At 42.5% G+C, this 24,125-nt stretch carries 19 protein-coding genes; 6 read left to right on the top strand and 13 right to left on the bottom strand.

Features of this window, described 5'->3' with window-relative positions; translation table 11 throughout:
• Positions 1–29: 29 nt before the first annotated feature.
• A complete protein-coding gene (locus tag IT970_RS14825) occupies positions 30–1,505 on the bottom strand; it encodes an NAD(P)H-hydrate dehydratase (protein WP_118844826.1) in 1,476 nt (491 codons plus the stop codon).
• A gap of 145 nt (positions 1,506–1,650) precedes the next feature.
• Here IT970_RS14825 and IT970_RS14830 point away from each other — a divergent pair, with 145 nt between their 5' ends.
• A complete protein-coding gene (locus IT970_RS14830; RefSeq protein WP_065979398.1) occupies positions 1,651–2,979 on the top strand; it encodes a M24 family metallopeptidase in 1,329 nt (442 codons plus the stop codon).
• Positions 2,980–3,031: 52 nt separating this feature from the next.
• Here the strand turns inward: IT970_RS14830 and speD are convergent, their stop codons facing one another.
• The 9 genes from speD to IT970_RS14875 form a co-directional block, all read right to left on the bottom strand.
• Positions 3,032–3,844 (bottom strand): adenosylmethionine decarboxylase, encoded by an 813-nt coding sequence (speD, locus tag IT970_RS14835; protein WP_036973370.1) that lies wholly within the window; start codon positions 3,842–3,844, stop codon positions 3,032–3,034.
• Between the two features lie 88 nt (positions 3,845–3,932).
• Entirely contained in the window at positions 3,933–4,346 is a 414-nt protein-coding gene (locus tag IT970_RS14840) for an OsmC family protein (RefSeq protein ID WP_036973371.1), read from the bottom strand.
• Between the two features lie 88 nt (positions 4,347–4,434).
• On the bottom strand, positions 4,435–4,782 hold the full coding sequence (locus IT970_RS14845; protein WP_065979400.1) for a DUF3802 family protein: 348 nt from the start codon (positions 4,780–4,782) through the stop codon (positions 4,435–4,437).
• A 130-nt stretch (positions 4,783–4,912) separates the two neighbouring features.
• Positions 4,913–6,382: a succinylglutamate-semialdehyde dehydrogenase gene (gene astD / locus IT970_RS14850; protein WP_065979401.1), complete on the bottom strand. Its 1,470-nt coding sequence runs from the start codon at positions 6,380–6,382 to the stop codon at positions 4,913–4,915.
• A gap of 18 nt (positions 6,383–6,400) precedes the next feature.
• Positions 6,401–7,417 carry an arginine N-succinyltransferase gene (gene astA / locus IT970_RS14855; RefSeq protein ID WP_036973377.1) on the bottom strand — a complete coding sequence of 339 codons (1,017 nt, stop codon included), beginning with the start codon at positions 7,415–7,417 and terminating at the stop codon, positions 6,401–6,403.
• 81 nt (positions 7,418–7,498) lie between these two features.
• A complete protein-coding gene (locus IT970_RS14860; protein ID WP_036973379.1) occupies positions 7,499–8,704 on the bottom strand; it encodes an aspartate aminotransferase family protein in 1,206 nt (401 codons plus the stop codon).
• Between the two features lie 368 nt (positions 8,705–9,072).
• Entirely contained in the window at positions 9,073–10,233 is a 1,161-nt protein-coding gene (locus IT970_RS14865) for an HDOD domain-containing protein (RefSeq protein WP_036973752.1), read from the bottom strand.
• A 47-nt stretch (positions 10,234–10,280) separates the two neighbouring features.
• Positions 10,281–10,859, bottom strand: a complete 579-nt coding sequence (locus tag IT970_RS14870; protein ID WP_118844719.1) for an anthranilate synthase component II — start codon at positions 10,857–10,859, stop codon at positions 10,281–10,283.
• A gap of 81 nt (positions 10,860–10,940) precedes the next feature.
• Positions 10,941–11,339 carry an acyl-CoA thioesterase gene (locus tag IT970_RS14875; protein ID WP_036973381.1) on the bottom strand — a complete coding sequence of 133 codons (399 nt, stop codon included), beginning with the start codon at positions 11,337–11,339 and terminating at the stop codon, positions 10,941–10,943.
• A gap of 36 nt (positions 11,340–11,375) precedes the next feature.
• Between IT970_RS14875 and IT970_RS14880 the strand changes: the two genes are divergently transcribed.
• Positions 11,376–12,080 (top strand): 2OG-Fe(II) oxygenase, encoded by a 705-nt coding sequence (locus tag IT970_RS14880; RefSeq protein ID WP_065979402.1) that lies wholly within the window; start codon positions 11,376–11,378, stop codon positions 12,078–12,080.
• 74 nt (positions 12,081–12,154) lie between these two features.
• Here IT970_RS14880 and envZ read toward each other — a convergent pair whose 3' ends face one another.
• Entirely contained in the window at positions 12,155–13,450 is a 1,296-nt protein-coding gene (gene envZ / locus IT970_RS14885; protein WP_118844720.1) for a two-component system sensor histidine kinase EnvZ, read from the bottom strand.
• 5 nt (positions 13,451–13,455) lie between these two features.
• Entirely contained in the window at positions 13,456–14,184 is a 729-nt protein-coding gene (gene ompR, locus IT970_RS14890; protein WP_193329316.1) for an osmolarity response regulator transcription factor OmpR, read from the bottom strand.
• A gap of 157 nt (positions 14,185–14,341) precedes the next feature.
• Here ompR and greB point away from each other — a divergent pair, with 157 nt between their 5' ends.
• From greB to IT970_RS14910, 4 genes are all read left to right on the top strand, one after another.
• On the top strand, positions 14,342–14,824 hold the full coding sequence (greB, locus tag IT970_RS14895) for a transcription elongation factor GreB (protein WP_036973385.1): 483 nt from the start codon (positions 14,342–14,344) through the stop codon (positions 14,822–14,824).
• A gap of 116 nt (positions 14,825–14,940) precedes the next feature.
• Positions 14,941–15,246 (top strand): hypothetical protein, encoded by a 306-nt coding sequence (locus tag IT970_RS14900; RefSeq protein ID WP_036973387.1) that lies wholly within the window; start codon positions 14,941–14,943, stop codon positions 15,244–15,246.
• Positions 15,247–15,298: 52 nt separating this feature from the next.
• Complete coding sequence (locus IT970_RS14905; protein ID WP_036973388.1) at positions 15,299–15,880, top strand: CBS domain-containing protein; 582 nt, start codon at positions 15,299–15,301, stop codon at positions 15,878–15,880.
• A gap of 136 nt (positions 15,881–16,016) precedes the next feature.
• Positions 16,017–18,332 carry a Tex family protein gene (locus IT970_RS14910; protein WP_065979405.1) on the top strand — a complete coding sequence of 772 codons (2,316 nt, stop codon included), beginning with the start codon at positions 16,017–16,019 and terminating at the stop codon, positions 18,330–18,332.
• Positions 18,333–18,423: 91 nt separating this feature from the next.
• On the opposite strand, the gene IT970_RS14915 is transcribed toward IT970_RS14910, so the two are convergent.
• Positions 18,424–23,964: a S8 family serine peptidase gene (locus tag IT970_RS14915; protein WP_118844827.1), complete on the bottom strand. Its 5,541-nt coding sequence runs from the start codon at positions 23,962–23,964 to the stop codon at positions 18,424–18,426.
• Positions 23,965–24,125: the final 161 nt, after the last annotated feature.

Consider the following 24,125-nt stretch of genomic DNA (forward strand, 5'->3'; position numbering starts at 1 on the left):
ATGAAATTGGCCCTTTAATTTATGGCTTGTTAAGGTGAATTAACTAACTCTCTGACTATCATAAACAAATCACTTGGCAACATACCACGCTCACCATCACGCTCAGCGGCGATATCACCCGCTTTTGCATGTAAGCAGACCCCTCGGCAGGCTGCTTGCTGAGTATCTAGCCCTTGTGCAATTAGGGCTGCAATAACGCCAGTGAGTACATCTCCACTCCCCCCAACAGCAAGGGCTGGATTACCATCTGTGCAGACCCAGGTTTTATTGTTATTGCTAATTAATGTGCCAGCCCCTTTTAGTACGCAGGTTGTGGTATAGCTGTGCGCTAAACGTTTGACCGCTGCAAAACGGTCAGTTTCTATGTCTGAGGTGCTGCAATTAAGCAGCCGTGCGGCTTCACCGGGGTGAGGAGTGATAACCGTGTTTGTCAGTGGAAATGACGACGCATGTTGGGCAATTAAATTAAGTGCATCGGCGTCAATAACTAAGGGTTTATTATTGGTGAAACAGTACTGCATGACTGTTTCAAAGGTAGCCTCAGACCAACTATCAAGCCCCAAACCGGGGCCTATGGCAATACAGCTTGCCCATTCAAGAGAAGCAATTAGATTAGCGTCTGTGACCATTAACTCTGGCCTTCCCATACTTACACTGAGAATTGAGCTGGTATGCGTATACACCTTAACCATACCCGCACCTGTTCTCAGTGCCGCTTCTGCCGTTAAGCGAATAGCACCTGCTGTACCTGCATTACCGCCAATGCACAATAACTTACCATGGCTGGTTTTGTGGCTATTGTTATCACGCGCTGGTAGTGAGTTGATTGTTTGCTGATTAATAAGCAAAGCACAGGGTGAGCACAGCAACGCAAATGCATCAGCAATGCCTAAATCTGCAAACTCACATTGCCCTGCATGCGCGCGCCCTTGCCCCGTTACCAAACCTTGTTTAATACCCACAAAGGTCACAGTAACAGTCGCTTTAATTGCAATACCTTGAACGGCGCCAGTATCGGCATGAATACCAGAGGGTAGATCGATAGCTATAATGGGCGCTTGGCTATTATTCGCCGCGTTTATCAGCTCACTAAATGGCGAGCGAACGTCACTTTGAATACCCGTACCAAGCAAACCATCAACGATAACATCAGCCTGTTCAAGCACAGCAAAGTCTGTCACGATTTCGCCTGTGGCATCTAACCAAGCTTGTTGTGCGGTGAGTGCATCTCCTGACAAGGGTTTGTCAGGTACAGCGGCTATCACTGTCACGTTTTTTCCTGCTTGTTTAGCCAAATTTGCAACGATGTAGCCATCACCTGCATTGTTTCCAACGCCGACCAACACCACATAATGCAACGCGTCCGCAAAGTAGTTCACGCTATGCATAAACACAGCCTGACCAGCACGTTCCATAAGCGTGTACATCTCAACACCGCAGCGTTTAGCCGCAATGGCTTCATTCGTTCTTATTTGTTCGGCTTTAAATAACTGATGTTCAATCATTGGTTTAGTCATTCTTGAGCAATCTATCAATTTACTGTAGCAAGCAACCCCGTAGATAGAAACCTGTTATTCATCTTAATCTTATCGTCTTGTCTATTTATTATTGCTATGTTCTAAAGACACTGACAATAAAAAGAGTTAACCCATGACTAATAACAAAAAAACGGTTATTTCATTATTTTGTGCCTTATTAGCCCTACCATTAAGCGCAAATACGGTCGATATTTTACCAATGAAAGCGCGCGCTGAATTTATTGATAAAATGACTGAATTACGAGTAAAAACGTTACTGCCCCCTTTAATGAAGCAACATAATATTGATATGTGGCTGCTAATCAGTAGAGAATATAACGAAGATCCTATTTTAAAAACAATGCTGCCTGCGACTTGGTTATCAGCCAGACGCACCACCATTTTGGTGTTTGCTCGAAACCAACAAGGTGGGGTTGATGCGCACGCTATCGCGCCATATAAAATCGGCAAGGTATTCAAAAAGTCATGGGATAAACAAAAGCAACCTGATCAATGGCTTGCTCTAAATGACATAATTGAAACATACCAACCTAAAAATATTGCCCTAAACACCTCTCAAAACTGGGCACATGCCGATGGTCTTGTCGTCGGTGATTTTAATAATCTTAAAAGCGCACTCCCTAAAAAATACCTTGATAAGCTCATTTCTGCTGAACCTCTCGCTATTGAGTGGCTCGAGCAACGTTTACCTGAAGAAGTAGACATGTATAAAAAGGCAGTGGCTATTGCGCATCAAATTATTGCTGAGGGCTTCTCAAGCAAAGTGATAAAGGTAGGTGAAACAACCACAAACGATTTAGCCTGGTGGTTTAGAGAGCGGGTAAGAGAATTAAAACTGCAAACATGGTTTCACCCCAGTGTCAGTATACAGCGTGCCGATAAAAAAACGTTTGATCATGAAACAAGCTTTAGCAAAGATAATGAGCACATTATTCAAGCGGGTGATCTACTGCATGTTGATTTTGGCATTACCTATTTGCGCTTGAACACTGACACTCAACAACATGCTTACGTGTTAAAAGAAAACGAAACGCAGGCACCAGACTATTTAGTGAATGCCTTAAAAAGTGGCAATCAATTACAAGATATTTTCACCTCACACTTTGCAGCCGGTAAAACGGGTAATGAAGTACTAAAAGAGTCTCGTGCAGAGGCGATTGCTCAAGGGTTAAAGCCCACAATATACACCCACCCTATTGGTTACCATGGCCATGCTGCGGGAACAACGCTGGGCATGTGGGATTCACAACAAGGGGTTGCTGGCGATGGCGACTATCCACTGCACTTAAATACCGCGTATTCGATTGAATTAAACAACGCCGTTTTTATAAAACAATGGAATAAAGAAATTCGAATTATGCTCGAAGAAGATGCGTTTTTCGATAAATCAGGGGTGTGGTATCTAAATGGCAGACAAACTGAGTTACTGCTTATAAAATAAAAAACGGCGCATAATAATTTTATGCGCCGTTTTTTTAATACGTTACCAGTGACTACTCAGTGTCAGGTAAGTTACGACCGTAGAAGATTTCTTGCATCTCGCGTGTTAGCTTAGAGCGGATCTCTTCTTCTTCGTCTTCTGACAAATCAGATGTAGATACACCGAATAAATAGGTATTTAAGTCGGTTTCTTTTAACATCATTTTAGTGTGGAACAAGTTTTCTTGATACACGTTTACGTCCATCATTTGGTACGCTTCTTTTGTATCTTCAGTCATGTAATTCTGAATAGAATTGATCGCATGGTCGATATAGTGTTTCACACCATCAACATCACGCGTGAAACCACGAACACGGTAGTCAATTGTTACTACATCTGACTCAAGGCTGTGAATTAAGAAGTTCAACGCTTTCAGTGGCGAAATAATGCCACACGTTGATACTTCGATATCAGCACGGAAAGTACAAATACCATCATCAGGGTGCGCTTCTGGGTACGTGTGAACACAGATATGACTTTTATCTAAGTGTGCTACCACAGTTTCAGGAAGTGGACCCGGCGCTTCATCAACGTCGTACGTTGTTTGCTGCTCAATTGGCTCTTCTGAGATCAGAATTGTTACACTGGCACCTTGCGGATCATAATCTTGGCGAGAAACATTCAAAATGTTTGCACCAATAATGTCCACTACTTCACCTAAAATATCGGTAAGGCGATCAGCACTGTACTGTTCGTCGATATATTCAATATATTCTTTACGCTGTTGTTCAGTCTTCGCGTAGCAAATATCGTAAATACTGAAGCTTAAGCTCTTAGTTAAATTATTAAAGCCATGAAGCTTAATTTTATCGAAGGGTTTATTCATGCTAAACCAACCTTTAAACGAGTGAAACCTGCACCAGCAGAAATAAAAGTTCGCGGATTTTATACGAATTTTGCGTTTGGAAAAAGCGTTATTTTACTTGTTCTTCCACAACTTCATGGCTATGTGTAATTTCTACTGTTTTATCAAGCATTAAGGCTACAGAACAATACTTTTCTGCAGACAATTGAACAGCACGCGCAAGGTGTTTTTCAGACACGTTATCGCCAGTAACCACAAAATGTAGATGAATCTTGGTAAACACACGAGGAGCAGATTCAGCACGCTCAGCACTGAGCTTTACTTGCACGTCAGAAAATGATTGCTTCGCTTTTTTAAGAATACTAACAACATCAACAGATGAACAACACCCTGCCGACATTAATACCATTTCCATTGGACTTGGTGCAGCACTGTCACTACCCGCATCAAAAACGACATTGTGACCTGAATTTGAAAGGCCAATAAAGGTATCACCTTCTACCCATTTTACATTCGCTTGCATTTATTTTATCTCTAAAAGTTATTTTGCTTGATTGTAAGCAAGTCACACTCAGATGCAATCGAAAAACGATATTAGGTGTTAAAGGAGATTACGCACTTTCAGCAACGGCTGTATCGAATAAGTTTTTTACAAGTCCAGCAAACTCATCTATAAAGGCGTGTTGCTCAACAGTAACAGGTTGATTTGTGACACTGCTTAGTACTTCTTGTAAGTCATAAACGATGCCATCGACTTCGCGAACGATTTGGCTGCGTTGTTCGGTATTCAATTCTGTATGCTGTTCGCAAAGCAGCATGACATTCTCGGCAATCACGTCTTCAATTAGCTCTAGCACCGTTGGAGCTCCTGGCTTTATTTGACCTGGCTTCTCAAATAGCGCTAAATTTTGAGTGAGATACATGACAAGATCATCGTACCCTTGCCTATCTAAAACCATACGACTGCACACCTAATAAAATGACTAACTCTATAGATTTAAGCAGAAAGCGCTTTTAATTGCTACCTTTGCTATAAAGCCAATACAAAAAAAGCAGCCGAAGCTGCTTTTTATAATCATTAATACTGATTTAGTCTATTTTTAAGCCAGGGCTTAATGTGGCTGGCATAGCCACTTTTTCAAGCTCAACTGACGCAACAGGGTATGCACAGTAGTCTGCTGCATAATATGCACTTGCTCTGTGGTTACCAGACGCACCAATGCCACCAAACGGAGCCGCACTCGATGCACCCGTAATTGGGCGGTTCCAATTAACAATACCAGCACGAATACGACGTAAGAAGTGGTCGTAATCAGCTGCATTGTCACTTAATAGACCCGCTGATAAACCAAAGCTTGTGTCATTTGCTTTATCAATGGCAGCATCAAAATCAGTAAAGCGGAAAACTTTAAGAAGTGGACCAAAGTGCTCTTCATCAGGGAAATTAGTCACGTTTGTACACTCTAAAATGCCTGGCGTTACAAAGCCGGTATTTTCTGTATGCGTTAACTCAACTAATACGTCAGCACCTAGTTCTACTAATTGCTGTTGTGCTGCAGCCATACCCGCGGCAGCCGCAGCTGAAATCATAGAGCCCATGAATGGCTGGTCATCAGCATCATATTCACCGACTTTAATCGCTTTGGTTGCTTTTATTAGACCCGCTAAGATGGCGTCACCTTGCTCGCCCACAGGTAAGAATAACTTACGCGCACAGGTACAACGTTGGCCTGAAGAAATAAACGCAGATTGAATTATATCGTGAATAGCAGCTTTAGTATCCGCAACGTCAGTCACGATAAGCGGGTTATTCCCCCCCATTTCTAAAGCAAGGATTTTACCCGGTTGACCTGCAAATTGTTCATGTAGGATATGACCTGTACGCGATGACCCCGTAAAGAATAAGCCGTCAATGCCTTTATGCGCCGCAAGCGCTTTGCCTGTATCAACTTCACCTTGAACAAGGTTAATAACCCCATCAGGTAAACCTGCTTTTTGCCACAGTTTTAAAGTCAGCTCTGCAACAGCGGGAGTGAGCTCAGAAGGTTTAAATACAACCGTGTTACCCGCTAGTAATGCTGGAACAATATGCCCATTTGGTAAATGACCCGGGAAGTTATACGGACCAAAAACGGCAACAACACCATGTGGTTTATGACGGATCATCGCACGGCCTTGTGGCATGGGGTTTTCAACGTCGCCGGTACGCTCTAAAAACGCTTTTTCAGAAATCGCAATTTTACCCACCATGGCGCCTGCTTCAGTGCGAGTTTCCCACAACGGTTTACCTGTTTCTTGCGCAATGATCAGCGCTAACTCTTCACTATGCTCTTTAAGCGTTTCAGCGAACGTTTTAACAATAGCTAAACGTTCTGCAAATGATTTATCCGCCCAACTATAAAAAGCTTGGCGCGCGGCATTTACAGCACTGTCTACTTGCTCAGCCGTGGCTGTATTTGCTTGCCAAATAACATCATTATTTGCAGGGTTTACAGAGTTGAATGCATGACCAAGGCCTGCTTGCCATTGACCATTAATAAATTGCGCTGCATGCGTCATTACTGTGTCTCCTAAATTCTATAGTTTTGCAACTGATACGGTGTCGCCAGCTTCTAAGTGAAGGGCTTTTGCAAGCTCACTTGAAAGGGTAATTGTATCGACATCACACGGTAGATTAATTTGTGTCACTGTGGCTCTAAAGTCAGTCAGTTTATCATTAGCGAGCATCACGGTGGTGTCGCCTTGGCTTTGACCTATTTCGACCTGCACCTTTCTTGAATTACGAATCGTAGCGATATTATCCACTTTAGCTTCAACCGTAGGACCCGCATCGAAAATGTCAACGTAGCCGTTAAAAGTGAAACCTTCACTCTTCAACAGCTCAATAGCTGGGCGAGTATTATCATGCACATGACCAATAACAGCTTGCGCATCTTTGCTTAATAGATTCACGTAAATTGGGTATTTAGGCATTAACTCGGCAATAAATACTTTTTGACCTATTCCCGTCAGGTAATCGGCTGTTGGAAAATCCATTGAGAAAAAGTGCTCTTCAAGCCATTGCCAAAATGGGCTTTCGCCATTCTCGTTTGACACACCACGCATTTCTGCAATAACTGTTTCAGCAAAACGTTCTTTATGTTGATTAATAAACATAAAACGTGCTTTTGATAGTAATTTACCATTGTTATTTTTGCGGTAACCATCTCTCAAAAACAATGTACATAGCTCTGTTGCACCGGTGTAATCATTACATAGCGTTAAGATATCAACGGCTTTATAAACGTTAAGTGTACGCGATGAATGAATCGCTTTACTTAAATGATAATGATAAAACGCGTCATCTAAACCCACGGCGGCTTCGATGGCTGAAGTACCCACTACTTCGCCTGTTTCGCTATCTTCAAGAACAAACAGGTAACCTTCATCACCAGGCTGCTGGGCTACTTTTGCAAATGAGCTCAGTGAATGATCGATTTTCTTTTGTAACAACTCTTCATTATTAGGCAAAGATGTAAAACCATGCCCTGATTCATGGGCAATTTTAAGTAATGCTGGGTAATCACTTTGCTGGATTGGGCGAAGGATCATCATGAGTCCGCTTGCTCCCTTATAAATAACGGTAAATTATGAACGCGGGCAAGCAGTGCTTGCCCTGATATGTCAGTTGAATGATTAGCCGTTAACGACTTTAGCAACTGCTTTTTCGAAACGAGCCATACCTTCGCGGATATCAGCGTCAGGAATAACAAGTGAAGGAGTAAAGCGAACAACATCTGCACCCGCTACTAATGACATGACGCCTTCTTCGGTCCCTGCCACTAAAAACTCTTTTGCACGGCCTTTGAATTGCTCAGTAACCACTGCACCCAGTAGTAGACCTTCGCCACGAATTTCACTAAATACGTTGTACTTGTCGTTGATTGCAGTTAATAGTTCGCGGAATAAAGCCGATTTTTCTTTAACGCCACTTAACACCTCTGGTGTATTCACCGTATCAAATGCAGCTTCTGCAACAGCACACGCAAGTGGGTTACCACCATAAGTAGAACCGTGTGTTCCTACTTTTAAGTGCTGAGCAATATCAGTTGTGGTGATCATTGCACCAATAGGAAAACCGCCACCTAACGCTTTAGCTGTGGTTAAAATATCAGGCGTGACATTTAAACCTTGATACGCATAAAGCTCACCAGTACGGCCGACACCTGTTTGTACTTCATCAAAAATTAGCAGTGCATTGTGCTTAGTACACAGCTCACGTACACCTTTTACAAACTCTTTTGTTGGTGAAATGATCCCGCCTTCACCTTGTAGAGGTTCCATCATAACTGCACATGTATTGTCACTGATCAGTGCTTCGAAAGCCGCTAAATCATTGTAATCACAATGTACGATATCGCCCGGCTTAGGACCGAAGCCGTCTGAATAGGCAGCCTGGCCACCTACTGTTACAGTAAAAAATGTACGACCGTGGAAACCTTTATTGAATGAGATAATTTGTGATTTTTGCTCACCAAAGTTATCAAGTGCAAAACGACGCGCAAGTTTTAATGCAGCTTCGTTTGCTTCTGCACCAGAGTTAGCAAAATAAACTTTTTCTGCGAACGTTGCATCGGTTAACTTTTTAGCTAAACGCAGTGCTGGCTCATTGGTCATCACATTTGATAGATGCCAGATTTTCTCGCCCTGCTCTTTTAATGCACTTACTAAGGCAGGGTGACAGTGGCCAAGGCAGTTAACAGCAATACCACCTGCAAAATCGATAAATTCACGACCTTCTTGGTCCCAAACTCGAGAGCCTTCGCCTCGCACAGGAATAACACTTGATGGTGCATAGTTAGGAACCATTACGTGATCAAATAATTCGCGATTGACTGTCATTTTATATCCTCTTTATCGTAAGCACACGCCATCTTAAGCGGCGCTATAAAGCTAAACTAAGCTATTTTACTAAGCTAATTGAGCTTAGAGTAAAATCACCTTAATTACTCTTTGGTTCAATTTTCATTCATCCATTATTTCAGAAAAAAATCCATCTGTCTCTTAGAAAACTTTCATGCAGCCCTTGAAAATAAAGGGTTTGAGATATTTTTTCATGGATAGTGAATAACTATTTGAGGGGTGTTTTTTATACAAAATACACTTAAAAGGCGCGCTGCTAGCAAACCACGCATGGGCACGTTATCTAAATATTGCTATCGCTCAGCATTTACAATGAATGAATAGTCGCAAAAAAATTAACAATTATTTTAATTAATTTGGATATGGAAGTTCTCAAAGTTGCATTTTGCCAGTTCATCAAGCTCATTTTGTGTAAAACCATAATGCGTAAACCAGCGTTGAACTTCATCTTTCTCAACTAACTGATGTTCGTTCAAGCTTAAAAACTGCGCATAGCACCGTGCTTTTAAAATCACTTGGGTCAGAGGAAGGTATTCATCATTTTTAGCAAGGGGTGTCGTTAATTGCTGCAAAACGGCGTTAAACGGCAAATACCGAAATGCCATTTGCTCAATCACGGTGGCTGTCACTTTAAGTGACAATTTGCTTAATAACGAACTTAAAAATAAAGGATCGGGTTTTAACTCTAATAATGCAGTATGCAAATCTTTCTTTTGTTCTTCGCGCGCCATTGCCACCTTGCGTTGCCACACTCGCTCAAAAGTGCGCAAATAGAGCCTTACTAAGGCAATTTTCCCTACATCCAATAACATGCCTAAAGTAAACGCGTGTTCTTCATTAACGCCGTTTAGCTTTGCTATTTCTTGTGCTGCAATAGCGCATGCCATTGAATTATCTCGTAAGCGGCGCTTTAATAAAGGAAAGGGTTCTGTGCTGTGAGGCATCCAGTGACGTACTGCGAATGTCGGGACCACAAATTTCAGGTTATCAAGACCAATATAACGCAATGCGAGTAACGGGTTATCAACTTTAACGGAAGTGTGTTTACTGCGTTGCTGGCGATAGTATGGCAAATTAACAAACGCGACGAGCTCACGCCCAAGCCAGGTTAAATCTTTAATTAACGGCTCTAAGCGACCTACCGATGCTGAACGTGTCGCAAGAATATCTAAAATAGCGGGCACACTGTCTTGAATGCCAATGGTTTCATGTACCACTGAATCAATATCTTCCAGCTGCTTGTTCATCGCATTTTCAATCACTTGATGTAATTGCTGACTCGCTTGAGCACGATACTTATGGTGCGCTGTACTGCTTTTTTGGCGTTTCTTTTGCGCTGCAACTTCAACTTCTAATAAAGTTCGCTGCTCCATTTGCTCGCCATAATCAATTTCTAAAGTATGAATATAGCCAATCTGACGCTGTGCAAAACTGTGGCCAAGCAAAAGATCATGCGCACGCTCATTAAGCACCATCGCAGTCCTTTGTTGTCGGATTTCATCGGTCATTTGCACAGCAGTATTGTCGTTCATATTTGTAAATAATTAGCTTAAGATTAGAAGCGAGTTAAAAAGTTGGCAAGTAATTCAAGCCCTTGTTGCGTCAAAATTGCTTCAGGATGGAATTGCACACCTTCAAGTGCGAGATCCTTGTGCATTATTCCCATTATTTCATCAAAATGCGTATTGTGTTCGGTCCACGCTGTAATACTGAGCTCACTGGGAAGACTCTGTTTATCAACCACCAGCGAATGGTAACGACATACCGTCAATGGGTTGACTAAGCCTTTAAAAACACCTTGGTTTGTATGGTGCACTAAGGAGGTTTTACCGTGCATAACCTGTCGTGCTCGTACGACCTCACCTCCCAATGCTTGCGCAATTGTTTGATGTCCCAAGCAGATACCTAAAATAGGCAGCTGCCCTTTAAACTCTTCAACCACTTGCAGCGAAATACCGGCTTCATTTGGTGAGCAAGGCCCAGGAGAAATGACAATATGTTCGGGCTTTAATTGCTTGATGTCGGCAACACTTATCTCATCGTTTCGTTTAACCAATACCTCTTGATCCAAGCGCTGAAAGTATTGCACTAGGTTGTAGGTAAACGAATCATAGTTGTCGATCATTAACAGCATTGCGTGTAACCCAAAATTACTCAGTCAAAATAATGAAGCGACATTTTACCCCAAGCGCCCAGAAATGTCGGCAAAAAACGGCTACTCAGAAACGAATAAGTGTGCAGAAAGTGCTGCTTTTTCTTGCTCATCTAACTTTTGCGAACATTTATTGGCAAAATCATACCGTACCAAGACCGTTTTACCCACCGCACAACATGTGCCTTGCTGCCACGCTTCTTGACGTAATACAAAGGAGCTTGAACCAATATGCTCAACACTCGTTTTTATCTCAACATCGTGGCCATAAAACAACTCTCCGACAAAGCTTACTTCAACCTTAGCTATAATCAATTTCCACTGATGTGGATTTAAATCCGGTGTAAAAAATCTAAAAATAGGCGCACGGGCGGCTTCAAACCACACGGGGAGTACGGTATTGTTGATATGCCCTAAGACATCCGTTTCGCTAAATCGGGGCGTGATTGATTCAATAAACATAGTAACCCTATAAAAAATATAAACTAAAGGTAGCTCATGACGGACTTTATTCGCGTATACGAAAACGCCCTTAGCAAAGAATTTTGCGATAATTTTATCACGGTATTTGAACAAAGCCCGCATTTAAAACAAGGCATTACCTCTGGTGGCGTTGATTTATCTAAAAAAGACAGCCGCGATTTATACCTAAATAATCACCCAGAATACGCCGAACAATTAAAACATATTCAACAAACCACCGCAGGGTACATCTTTAAGTATCTCGAAGAGCATATTTTTATGATGATTGGCGCGTTTGGATTAAAAGTCTATCACCCAAAAACCGGTCAACCCGTTGACTTAAACCAAGACAACTTTGAAGAAGTCGGCAAGCCGCAACTGCCTTTACTAGTCCAGCAAATTTTTAGAATGGGTAACATTCAGGCGCAAAAATACGACATCAATAAAGGGGGCTATCCATACTGGCACAGTGAGGTATACCCGCAAGTAGGTCATAACGAAGCGCTTCATCGCGTATTGTTGTTTATGTTTTACTTAAACGATGTAGAGGAAGGTGGTGAAACCGAATTTTACTATCAACAACGTAAAATATCGCCCAAGAAAGGAACGATGGTGGTGGCTCCTGGCTACTTTACCCACACTCACCGTGGCAATAAGCCAATCTCAAACGATAAGTATATTTTGACCTCGTGGATATTGTTTAATCGTGCCGAGCAAATTTACGGCCAACCACAGTCATAACGTTCAATAAGATAAGTGCGACCCCCCTGTCGCACTTTTTAAGCAATCAGTCTTAATCTGTCACGTTATTTCATCTACAACGGTAAATAGATTTGTGCACTTAAGCCACCTTCGGGGCGATTAAGCAACTGCACTTTTCCGCCATGCATATCAACAATACGTTTGATGATTGCCAGCCCTAAACCGCTACCTTCACTACCACGCGCCGCATCACCTTGTTTAAACGGTTCAAACACGGTTTCAAGTTCACTCTCAGGAATACCAGGGCCTTGATCATTTACAACCACCATCGCGAATTTTTTATTGCTACTCAGGCGAGTTTCAACCTCAATATCACCCTGTGAATAACGTATCGCGTTTTCAATCATATTAGTGACAACACGTTTTATTGCCACCATGCTCACTGGTACATCATGAATACTGGGGTTTTCTTTAAAGGTGATGCTGCGATGATGCTTTTGTTCTGCTTCGACGACTTCTGCAACAATCGCATTTAAATCTTCAAGCGCAAGCTCTTCGCGCTTGTGATGACGCAAGTACTCTATAAATTGGTCAATAATCGCATTCATATCTTCGATATCATGGATTATCCCTTCGCGAAGGTAGTCTTCATCATCTGACATCATTTCTGTAGCTAAACGAATGCGCGTAAGCGGCGTTCTAAGGTCATGAGATACCCCCGCCATTAGTAAACGACGGTCGTTTTCTAATGCCGCAATACCCCGAGACATCTGATTAAAAGCACGCGTTACTTCAATGACTTCGGTTGAGCCCTGCTCTTCGAGTTTGGTGGAGAAGTCGCCCACCCCCACTTTTACAGCAGCTTGTTGCAGTGCTTTTAAAGGACGGTTCAAGTGACGCGCAAACAACCAGCCACCTAGCACACTTAAAAAACCTATACTGGACAAGTAAAAAGTTAAAAATTTCAGGTTGTTTTCTTGCAAACCCGTTAAGGGTACGCGCACCCAATAACCAGGGGCTTGCGGTGCTTCAACCCAATATACAAGCGGATCCGTTTGACTAATGCGCACACGTGCTGAACCATTTAACTCTTTAGACATGCTGCGCGAAAGCATTGAATACTCACGTGTTTCAGCCAGCCCTTCGCGCATTGCTTGGCGCTGAGTCATGACTTCTATCCCTGTTATTTCAAAGAACTTTTCAGAGGCTTCTTTGCTCACTTCAACGCCTTCTTCCCACTCGATAAACACTGTTTTAATTTGCTTAGCGAGGATCAGATTTACTTGCTCTATGGTTGGCTTTACAACATAAAAGCTGACCGTGATATAAGACACGATCTGGTTGATTAAAAGCAACGCTGCGACTAAAAAGACGGTTTGTCCAAATGCGCTTCGCGGAAACATGCCCATTATTGCTACTTTTCACCGTCTGGTACAAATACGTAGCCTAAGCCCCATACTGTTTGAATATAACGAGGATTAGCAGCGTCAACCTCAATCATGCGACGCAAACGCGAAACCTGTACGTCGATACTACGCTCAAGTGCGCTGTAGTCTCGGCCTCGCGCAAGGTTCATTAACTTATCACGACTTAACGGTTCACGCGGGTGTGTGACAAGCGCTTTTAATACCGCAAACTCACCACTGGTTAATGACATGGTGTTATCACCTTGCGTCATCTCACGCGTGGCTAAATTTAGTGTGAATTCACCAAAACTAATTTCGTTTTCCTCTGCAGCAGGCGCGCCTGGTACTTCTTTAGCGCGACGACGTAAAATCGCTTTAATGCGTGCCAATAGTTCGCGTGGGTTAAACGGTTTAGGAATATAGTCATCAGCACCGAGCTCAAGACCTATTATACGGTCTACTTCGTCACCTTTAGCTGTTAACATCACAATGGGTATATCGTTTTCTTTTTGTCGTAAACGGCGACAAATGGATAAACCGTCTTCGCCGGGTAACATTAAATCGAGTACGATTAAGTGGAAATTTTCACGCTCGAGTAAGCGATCCATCTGCTCTGAATTTGCTGCTGTACGAACAATAAACCCTTGCTCTACCAAATAACGTTCAAGCAAACTGCGTAAACGCATATCGTCATCAACAACTAATACCTTTGTCGTTTCGTGTCCCATAACTTTCATTCTTGTTGTAATGTGTTACTTGTTAATATAAATGAAAAACTTAAGAATAAAAATCGAATTGCACGCTTAGATTGTTACGGAACATTTCAAAATCCTACTCGACAAAGACAAAAGACTTTTATACCGTGCGGCAGGTTTTCTTGTGAGGCTAAGTAAAATGGCAAAAACAAATTTAATTACGCGTGAAGGTTATCAACAATTACAACAAGAACATGACTATTTGTGGCATGAGAAGCGTCCTGAAATTACCAAAATTGTCACGTGGGCAGCAAGCTTAGGTGACCGTTCTGAAAACGCCGATTATCAATTCAATAAACGTGTTTTACGACAAATAGATCGCCGCGTACGTTACCTAAGAAAACGTATGCCAGACCTAAAAATTGTTGACTACAATCCGCAACAAGCAGGCAAAGTATTTTTTGGCGCTTGGGTTGAAATTGAAAATGAACAAGGCGACATCAAACGATTTCGTATTGTGGGCCCAGACGAAATTTATGAGCGTAAAGATTATATTTCTATCGACGCACCTATGGCGCGTGCGCTATTAGGTAAAGAAGTGGATGACGAATTTTCGGTCATCACACCCGAAGGCACAAAAGAATGGTTCGTCAATGAAATAACTTACCCTAACGCACCCTAATTTATCTTTAAATATTCAGAAAACATTAATTAGTGATTGTCTACTCTAAAAATGTGTTCTATAACTAAAGAGACTCAAGACGCATTTAGTGCTTGAGGTTTTAGAAGGTAGTAAGTATGTCAAACCTAATACATCGCATCATGAGTAATGCCATTGTATTCGCGCTTTTAATGAGTGCGAGTTTGATATCTTACGCCAATGACATTGAAAGCCACTCAGACAGTGTTACGCCAACCGCACATTACATTGCGTGCGACAGTACAGACCCAGCCAATACAGATACTGACTTTGACAAACATACCCCATCGCTGATTGCCAGTGCAGCTCAACCACTGCCAGATGGCCGTGTTGCGGTGTATGTTAATCCTTGTTCTGTTATTTCTGTGTTCAGCGCGCATCAGCGAGGTCCCCCTGCTTTTTAATTAACTCAAAATTGTTTCAATTAAAGTTTTATTAAAATGTATGGTGATCAAAATGAATAATTTCAAAGAATTACGTCTACAAGACATTTCAAATGGCGCATTATCTAATGCTGTAAATGAAGTTGAGCCAACCCTAGACCTAACCTCTCCGGCGCTTAAAGTATTAAATAGCTTCACCAGTAAAGACCCGTTACGCGCTCATTACGACACAACGATTGTTAATGCTCTGAAACAAACTAGCAATCACTGTTCTGACTTTATCTTAGTAATTGATAGTGAAGATAAGTTACTGGGTATTACATCAAGTGCTGACCTGCAAAGCTCTAAGATTATGATGCTTGCACAGCGCTTAAACCTGCACCGTGACGAGATTACATTACACGATGTAATGACACCGCTTAGTAATTTAGCGGGTGCAAGCTTACAAAGCATTAGTTACGCATGCATTGGCGATGTACTACAAACAATGGAGCATCAAGGTATGATGTTCTTGCTAGTCACCAGTAAAGAGAATGAAATTTGTGGGCTAATTTCTGCGCGTCAAATTGCTAAAAAGTTACATATTCCTGTTAATATCAACCCCATTGCTAATAGCTTCAGTGAAGTGATGCAACACATCGATCACCCTCACTAAGTATTAAAATTTGCGTTGTGAAGAACTATTTCAGCGGGCCTTAAAAGCAGTGCTTTTAAGGCCTTCTTATTGTGATATTATTCAGGCAATTAATCTTCAGTTTTACTGATTTTCTATTTTTTAAAAAGGTTTATGCATGAGCAATATCTCTGCACGCTTAGCGACTGAGCTAAATGCCCAGCAACCACAAGTTGTTGCTGCAATCAAATTACTTGATGAAGGTGCCACAGTACCTTTTATCGCGCGTTATCGTAAAGAAGTAACGGGTGGCTTAGACGACACGCAACTGCGTTTACTTGAGCAACGCCTATCGTATTTACGTGAACTAGAAGAGCGCCGTAGCTTTATACTTGCCACGATTAAAGAGCAAGGAAAACTAACAACCGAGCTCAGTGCGGATATTAATAACGCGGACAGTAAAACGGAGCTTGAAGATTTATATCTGCCTTTCAAACCTAAGCGCCGTACCAAAGGGCAAATTGCAATTGAGGCAGGTATTGAACCACTTGCTGATGCCCTGTTTAATGATCCAAACTTAGACCCTGAACAACACGCCACTGACTACATCAATGCCGATGCTGGTTTTGCTGATACGAAAACCGTACTCGATGGGGCTAAGTTCATTTTAATGGAGCGCTTTGCTGAAGATGCTAAGTTGCTTGCAAAATTCCGCAGTCATATAAGTCAACATGGTCAAATTGAGAGCCGCGTTATTGCTGGCCAAGAAAATGATGGCGCAAAATACCGTGATTACTTTGAACACCAAGAGCCACTAAAAAAAGTGCCTTCTCACCGTGCTTTAGCCATGTTAAGAGCACGAAATGAAGGCGTATTGCAGCTCAATATTAACCCTGAACCCAGTGCTGAAAATCCTGCACAAATCTGCGCACAAATGATTGCCGATCATTATCGCTTAGATGTTAGCAACTCAGCAGCGAGTGCATGGTTAATGAGCGTAGTGCAGTGGGCGTGGAAAATTAAATTAAGCTTACATCTTGAAAATGAGTTTTTAGGGGCGATGCGCGAAAAAGCCGAAACCGGTGCCATTGACGTATTTGCAAAGAACTTAAAAGACTTATTAATGGCAGCTCCGGCTGGTCCTCGTACAACATTGGGCCTAGATCCAGGTTTACGCACAGGCTGTAAAATAGCTGTTGTAGACAGCACTGGTAAACTATTAACGACACAAACTATTTTTCCACATGCCCCTCAAAATCATTGGGAAAAATCACTGCGCACGCTTGAACAATTATGTCGCCAGCATAAAGTTGAGTTAATCGCTATTGGTAATGGCACCGCATCACGTGAATCAGACAAACTCGTCGCAGAGCTTATAAAAGCAAACAGCGAGCTTAACCTTAACAAAATTATGGTCAGTGAAGCTGGAGCATCTGTTTACTCTGCCTCTGAGTTTGCTGCGAATGAATTTCCTAATCTCGATGTATCGTTACGTGGTGCTGTTTCAATTGCGCGTCGTTTACAAGACCCCCTTGCAGAGCTTGTTAAAATTGAACCTAAGTCAATTGGTGTGGGCCAATACCAACACGATGTGTCACAAAGTCAGTTAGGGCAAACTTTGACTTCGGTGGTTGAAGACTGTGTAAACTCTGTCGGTGTTGATTTAAATATGGCTTCAGTGCCGTTACTTACTCGTGTATCGGGTTTAAACAAAACTCTGGCACAGAACATTGTTAACTACCGTGATGCGAATGGCTCATTCAGCAAGCGTTCTGAGCTTAAAAAAGTAGAGCGTTTAGGGCCAAAAGCATTTGAACAAGCCGCGGGCTTCTTACGTATCACTAATGGTACAGACCCTCTTGATAAGTCATCAGTTCACCCTGAAGCCTACCCGATTGTTAAGCGTATTTGCGAAAAGAACAACCTGGATGTCAATAGCTTAATTGGTAACTCAGATATACTAAACAAGCTTGTTGCGAACGACTATATTGACGACAAATTTGGTTTACCAACCGTCACAGACATCATTAAAGAACTTGATAAGCCAGGCCGCGACCCGCGCCCTGAATTTAAAACGGCCGAGTTTAAAGCCGGTGTTGAAACCATTAACGATTTAAAACCGGGCATGATTCTAGAAGGTGTGGTGTCAAACGTAGCAAACTTTGGTGCCTTCGTTGATGTAGGTGTTCACCAAGACGGTTTGGTGCATATTTCTGCTATTACGAATAAGTTTATCTCAGATCCGCGTGAAGTAGTCAAAGCGGGTGACATCGTAAAAGTAAAAGTGCTTGAAGTGGATGCTGCTCGTAAACGTATTAGCTTTACCATGCGCTTAGACGATGATGTTGATACCAGCAATAAAGCGGCAACTACAAGCAAACCTGCCGCGGCTCAAAAGGTAAAAAACACCTCTAAACCAAAACGCGACTTTGGTAATGCAGCCATGGGCAATGCCTTTGCCGATGCCTTTGCCAACGCTAAAGTTAAAAAGTAGCCATTATATTAGGCTAATAAAAAACCGCGTAAGTTAAGCTTACGCGGTTTTTTTGTTTTTAAAGGCTCACTAAAATGAGCCTTTAAAGCGATTACTTACGACGACGTAGTGCAAGTAATGGAAGGAGTAACAGGATGAAGTGACCGAATGAACCACTGTCATCATCTTCTTCTACTTCTGGGTATACACAGCTACCATCATCAGTATTAGCATTCGCATCGTAGTTTGTTGCAGCGGTATCTGTACAACCTAATTCAATACCGTCTGAAACAACTGTAAGTGCAAATTCTTCCATCAATGATTTTTCACCACTGGTTAAAGTGACTTTAACTGTCGTTGTACCATAGTAGTTAGCATCAGGCGTTACGCTGAATGACATGCCATCGACTGATGTCGTCGCATTGTCAGCATCAACAGACAGTGTGAACTCTTCAGCTGTCTCACGCGTTAAACTAACCATAATATTGTCAACTGACTCGTTTTCCATCACCGACATATCTTCTAGCGCAACAATCGCAAGATCAACGGCGGTTACTGTAACCATAAAGTCAGTTGAGATAGTAGTATCTGTGCCCGTTAATGTCACTGTTACAGGGATCTCACCATAGAAGTCAGCGTCAGGTTTAAGGCTAAATGTCATGCCATCAACCATTGATGTCGCATTATCAGCGTCTACAGTAAGAGTGAACGCTTCTTCTGTTTCACGTGATAAAGAAACAGCAATACTTTCTAACATATCGCCTTGCATCACAGTCATATCTTCAATGTCGTTAACCATCACGGGGGCTTCTTCACCATCAGACTCAACAGTCAGTAAAAACTCTTTGCTTACTTTATCTGTTGGGTTTGCTTTGTCTTGCACTGTAACAGTTACAAAAGTTTCACCGAAGAAATAAGGTTCAGGGATCAGGTTAAACGACATACCGTTCACCTCAGCTGACACATGTTCACCCGTGATTACTAGCTCATTTGGCGATTGATCAGCATCAATAACCATCACTTCAATGCCATCAATACGACCATTTTCAGCAACCGTCATATCAGCAATATCTGCCATTTTAAGATTGCTTTGTACACCAATCGAGTGCATTAATGTACCTGACTCTTGACTACCTAATAGATAATCAAGCGCGATGTCTTGCATGGTACCTTTCGCTTCTGGCTTTATTGTCGCTGTAAAGTTAAATTCAACTTCACTTTGCTCAGGGCCCACGTAATCAAAACAAATGACTAAGTCATCTTGTAAGATTTTACCAAGGTCATCGAAACCGATCACATTGCTTAGAGCACCGTCTTTGTAGCCCGCGGTTGTAGCATAAACACTGTCACCACCTTCAATAAAGATAGTGCCTGTATCAATATCAGAACCTAGATTGTCGTATGCAAAAATCGCTTCAAACTTACCTTCATGGTCATCAATACCACTGCGTAAGATCACTTCATAATCATAAGTATCACCCGTATTCTTGTCGGTAACATTATCAAATTCCATGAACAGAAGGTCACCAAGATCAGGACGTTCTTCTGCATATTGACTTGCAATTGTTAACCCTGTTGGATCGCTTGGATCACGTAGATTAGTGATTTCAAATGAACCACGCCAGAACGGGGCTAATGCTTCAACTAAGAAACCTGGACCACGGTGCGCACTCATCATCCACCAAATTGGTGTAAATTGCATAGCACCTGTTGGGTGTAAACGTACTTCGTTGTTGTTTGCTTGATTATAAACTTCAAACTTAGCGCCTTGTTTGTAGAATAACCAATCAATTGGTACATCAAAGTAAACATTTGAGCCACCTTCATACCAAGAAGCATCTGGTTGAATGCGGAAGTCACCCCATAAATCGATGTAGCCACCTGTTGAGTACTCATCGATCATTGGCGTTTTACACATTTCATTGGTGATGTTATTCGTGACAACATAATCACGCTTCACATTGCGAGTAGCCTCTTGAGTCCCTTTAATTGTTAAAGTGTTGCCCTCTACTTCCAATGAAGCAGCAACTGACTCGTTGTTAGAAGTCAATGTATCAGGCCAAACTTCCATGCCCTCAGGAATGGTTAACGCTAAAGTGTAATCGCGCGCGTCAGATTCATAGTTAGCTTTGAGTTTCACGTTAACATTTACAAGATCCATAGCGCGTGCTGAGTCTTGATCAATATTAAGGGTTAACGCTTCAGCGTCACGTTTAAAGTTAACTGATGTAAACCCTAAAGTCCCTTCAGCACCTTCTGAATCACCCAGTTCAAAACCACCGTAATACACATCGTTTAGCTGCGCTTCTGGTAGGTTCCAATTAATCGCAATTTCATAGTTGCCATTACCTGAATGTTGTTGTGGAGCCGACACACTGAACTCACCCGTATTTTGCTCTTTCACAAATGCATAGTGAGTCACTGTTTGATAACCCACATCGCGTAAACCAGCTAACGCTGCGGTAGCGAACCAGTATTTACCAGGCTTAGGATCGATAATATTACAGTAGTTATCCTCAACACTGCTTGAAGAATAACAAATCATCTCTTCGTTCAGTGCTTTAATTAATGCATTTGGATCTTCAGCAATGTCTTCATCCGACACCATGAACGAGCCACTACCATTCGCATCATAACCCACCACTAAGTGTGCTTTTTTAATTTGCCAACGCGGTTCAACGATATCTGATAAATCAGTCGTTTGCTCTGTTGATGCCACTTTAATCATCAGGCGTTTTGTACCTTCAGGTACCTCAATTGCCTGAATATCCCATGCTTTTTCTACACGGTCTTTCGTTACATAAGGTGATACACCTAAGATATTGGCTGTTACTTCAGTCGGTTTTACAAGGCCATAATAAGTTGGTGTAAACTCACTGTAGCTGTCAGTATTCACAACGATTGACTCTGATGCATTGGCACGAGCCATATCGATATCAACCATGGCTGGAAGCTCATCAATGACATTTTTAGCCGCTAATGTGAAGTGAGCATCAGGTGAATTACCATCGGTATTTTTAAAAAGTACTTTACCGTTAAACCACGCATTTTTGTTTATAATGCTGTCCCATGGTGCGCCGGGTTCTGCTGGGTCTAGTTTAGACTGAATGATATTCGGTAAATTCATCGTTACCATCACGTCTTGTGTTTCACCCGCTTTAAGTGTGAAGTTACTTGGTGTAACACTCACTTCGACACCCGCACTTTCTTGCTCGCCTTCAATACCCCAACCATAGGCTGTTGCATCCCACGAACCATCTTTAGCCGCTTTCACTGTGCGCATCCAAGAACAGGTCAGTTCACAGTCTTGGTTTACTAATGTCGGCAGGTTTAACCACTCCACTAAACCGCCATTACGCGGGTTAGCATTGTGATAGTTTTCGATTGTCTCATCCATGATAAGACCTGCATTTGCCGCTTGCGCAACATCAATTGAGCCACTTCCCGTCATGAAGTTGTAGTAAGGGTCAACTAACGTAACACCGTTAGAAATGCGCACTTTATTCGCCGTCATCATCAGAGCCGATTGTACTTCAGCAGGCGTCCAATCTGGGTGCATTTGCATCAATAAAGTCATGGCGCCGGTTACATGCGGAGTAGCCATTGACGTACCACTCATGAATGTCCAGTCTGATGCTCTAGGATTGGCAGTGAATGGTTGGTCATCAGCATTCGCAGCATAAATATCAACACCTGGTGCCGTCAAATCAGGAACAAGGTTGTTAATATAATAACTTGGGCCCATAGAGCTAAAAATAGCGAGCTGGTTGCCAGCTTCTTCGTCAAACGAATAGTTATTTTGCGGCTCACCAATAGTCGCAATTGCAGCGCCATCAGGGTTAGCATTCACCCAGTTGCGAATAGCAAAACGCGCACTTGAAGATAAGTGAATACCTGGGATCACATAGTTATCTGCAACAACGTTCTCACCAAAAGCAATATTTTGCAGGATAAAACCACCTGCGCCACCCGCAGCTACGTTTTTCGCTTTATCAACACGCGCAATATCACCACGTAAACACACCACTATTTGGTCTGCGGTGAAAGTACCCGCAGGGAATGGGGCATTACAGCTAGCTGCATCATAGCCATCGTCAGCATTAGGGTCGTCGTAATTCTCAGCTAAAACAACCTCACCAGTAATTCCACCAGCGAAACTCTTACCTGCATACTCACCAACAGAAGGTGCACGTGTACCTTGGAAGTTGTTAATGGTTTTAACACCTAATTCCATCACGCGATCATGCGTTGATGCCCCCACTGTCGTCACCCAAGGTGATGTATGATCCGCAGACATATAGTACGGACCTGAGTTACCCGCAGCAGCAGCAACAGAAATACCGGCCTCACGTGCGCTTAAAAATGCCATTTCCATTGGATCTTCCCACGGGAAGCTTTCACCGCCACCGATTGAGAAGTTAATCGCATCAACGCCATCTTCAATTGCATCTTCAAAAGCAGATAAAATCGCCGACTCAGGACAACCAGCGTATAAGTCGCCTGAGTTGCCCGCGTGACATACTTGGTATGAAATAATGTGCGCGCGCGGTGCAACACCACTGGTGTGATCAAAGGTAAATGGTAAGTTTTCACCATCACTCACTTTCTCACCTGTGGCTGCTTGAAGTGGCGTATTCTCTATGTAGTTACCCGCGGTTGTGCTTGCAGTATGTGAACCATGACCGTTGTAGTCTTCACCATTCTCTGGACGACGATCAGCACGTGCAAATCGATAGTCTGAATTCGCAGCCGTAATTTCAGGGTAAGAGCGAACACCAATTAACTTGTCATTACATAACGTAGGATCAGCTTCACAATCACCAACGAAATTACCTGCACCAAATGGATTTGATTTGCTGTACTCTTCATCGCTTGCAAACGCAGGGTGGTCAGTATTGATACCTGTATCAATAATACCTACAACCATGCCTTCGCCTTTAACACCCACTGATGATGCAGGTGTAGCGCCTTGCCATAATTGATCTGCGCCAATAAACTCTGGGCCACGGTCTGTACGTAGTTCGAAAATACGGTTTGGTGTGATGCGTTTCACACCCGATTGCTTAGCCAGTAGCTCAGCATCCGCCTGCGTCATTTCGACAACAACGGCATTGTTTGCTAACGTAAATTGCTTTTTAACATCAATGCTAGCACCCACGGCACGTGCCTTGCCTAATACAGATGTTTGGCGCTGCTTTAAGAAACCCTGATAAGCACGCACCTTATGTGCCGATGTATCCAAGCGCTCATTAACCATTAACGAACGAGATTCAGTAACCGCTGTTGCAGTAAAGCCCTGAATGTCACCTTGGTAACTCGCGACGGGCTCTTCAGTCATTTGAACGATATAAGTTTGAACACCTGTCACACCCTCTTGAGGCTGGAACACATGTTCTGGTTGTTGATTTTGATAATGTTGATTTAAACGCTCAACACTGCCCTTTAATAAGCTTGGATGATCAGCAATTTGTTTTTGTTCTTGATACTTTGCGATATCTTCAGCTGTAAATGTTGGCTGATAAAAGCCTTTGTCTGACACTTTATTAAAGCCCGGCTCTGCCGCAGCATAACCTGAAGTACCTACATACAATGCTGTAAGTACTGCAACTGAGCTCTTTTTCAAGTGTGCTATTTTATTATTGCTAGGTTGCATATGATTCCCACTGATTTAATTTAAAACAGCTTTGCTTACGCAAAAGCTGAGACACTAAATTCTATTAGCAGACAGACATATACAGGCGGCGTTATGAAGGGTCAAACTGTGAGGTATACATTTCAGACACAAAATTAACACCATGTAAACATAAGAGTGCT

Source organism: Pseudoalteromonas sp. A41-2 (genome assembly GCF_015767615.1).
GTDB lineage: Bacteria > Pseudomonadota > Gammaproteobacteria > Enterobacterales > Alteromonadaceae > Pseudoalteromonas > Pseudoalteromonas lipolytica.

Bases quoted from the DNA above. Each gene is read 5' to 3' on its own strand.
- IT970_RS14825 (WP_118844826.1), bottom strand. From the start codon at position 1,505: ATGATTGAACATCAGTTATTTAAAGCCGAACAAATAAGAACGAATGAA.
- IT970_RS14830 (WP_065979398.1), top strand. From the start codon at position 1,651: ATGACTAATAACAAAAAAACGGTTATTTCATTATTTTGTGCCTTATTA.
- speD (WP_036973370.1), bottom strand. From the start codon at position 3,844: ATGAATAAACCCTTCGATAAAATTAAGCTTCATGGCTTTAATAATTTA.
- IT970_RS14840 (WP_036973371.1), bottom strand. From the start codon at position 4,346: ATGCAAGCGAATGTAAAATGGGTAGAAGGTGATACCTTTATTGGCCTT.
- IT970_RS14845 (WP_065979400.1), bottom strand. From the start codon at position 4,782: ATGGTTTTAGATAGGCAAGGGTACGATGATCTTGTCATGTATCTCACT.
- astD (WP_065979401.1), bottom strand. From the start codon at position 6,382: ATGACGCATGCAGCGCAATTTATTAATGGTCAATGGCAAGCAGGCCTT.
- astA (WP_036973377.1), bottom strand. From the start codon at position 7,417: ATGATGATCCTTCGCCCAATCCAGCAAAGTGATTACCCAGCATTACTT.
- IT970_RS14860 (WP_036973379.1), bottom strand. From the start codon at position 8,704: ATGACAGTCAATCGCGAATTATTTGATCACGTAATGGTTCCTAACTAT.
- IT970_RS14865 (WP_036973752.1), bottom strand. From the start codon at position 10,233: ATGACCGATGAAATCCGACAACAAAGGACTGCGATGGTGCTTAATGAG.
- IT970_RS14870 (WP_118844719.1), bottom strand. From the start codon at position 10,859: ATGCTGTTAATGATCGACAACTATGATTCGTTTACCTACAACCTAGTG.
- IT970_RS14875 (WP_036973381.1), bottom strand. From the start codon at position 11,339: ATGTTTATTGAATCAATCACGCCCCGATTTAGCGAAACGGATGTCTTA.
- IT970_RS14880 (WP_065979402.1), top strand. From the start codon at position 11,376: ATGACGGACTTTATTCGCGTATACGAAAACGCCCTTAGCAAAGAATTT.
- envZ (WP_118844720.1), bottom strand. From the start codon at position 13,450: ATGGGCATGTTTCCGCGAAGCGCATTTGGACAAACCGTCTTTTTAGTC.
- ompR (WP_193329316.1), bottom strand. From the start codon at position 14,184: ATGAAAGTTATGGGACACGAAACGACAAAGGTATTAGTTGTTGATGAC.
- greB (WP_036973385.1), top strand. From the start codon at position 14,342: ATGGCAAAAACAAATTTAATTACGCGTGAAGGTTATCAACAATTACAA.
- IT970_RS14900 (WP_036973387.1), top strand. From the start codon at position 14,941: ATGTCAAACCTAATACATCGCATCATGAGTAATGCCATTGTATTCGCG.
- IT970_RS14905 (WP_036973388.1), top strand. From the start codon at position 15,299: ATGAATAATTTCAAAGAATTACGTCTACAAGACATTTCAAATGGCGCA.
- IT970_RS14910 (WP_065979405.1), top strand. From the start codon at position 16,017: ATGAGCAATATCTCTGCACGCTTAGCGACTGAGCTAAATGCCCAGCAA.
- IT970_RS14915 (WP_118844827.1), bottom strand. From the start codon at position 23,964: ATGCAACCTAGCAATAATAAAATAGCACACTTGAAAAAGAGCTCAGTT.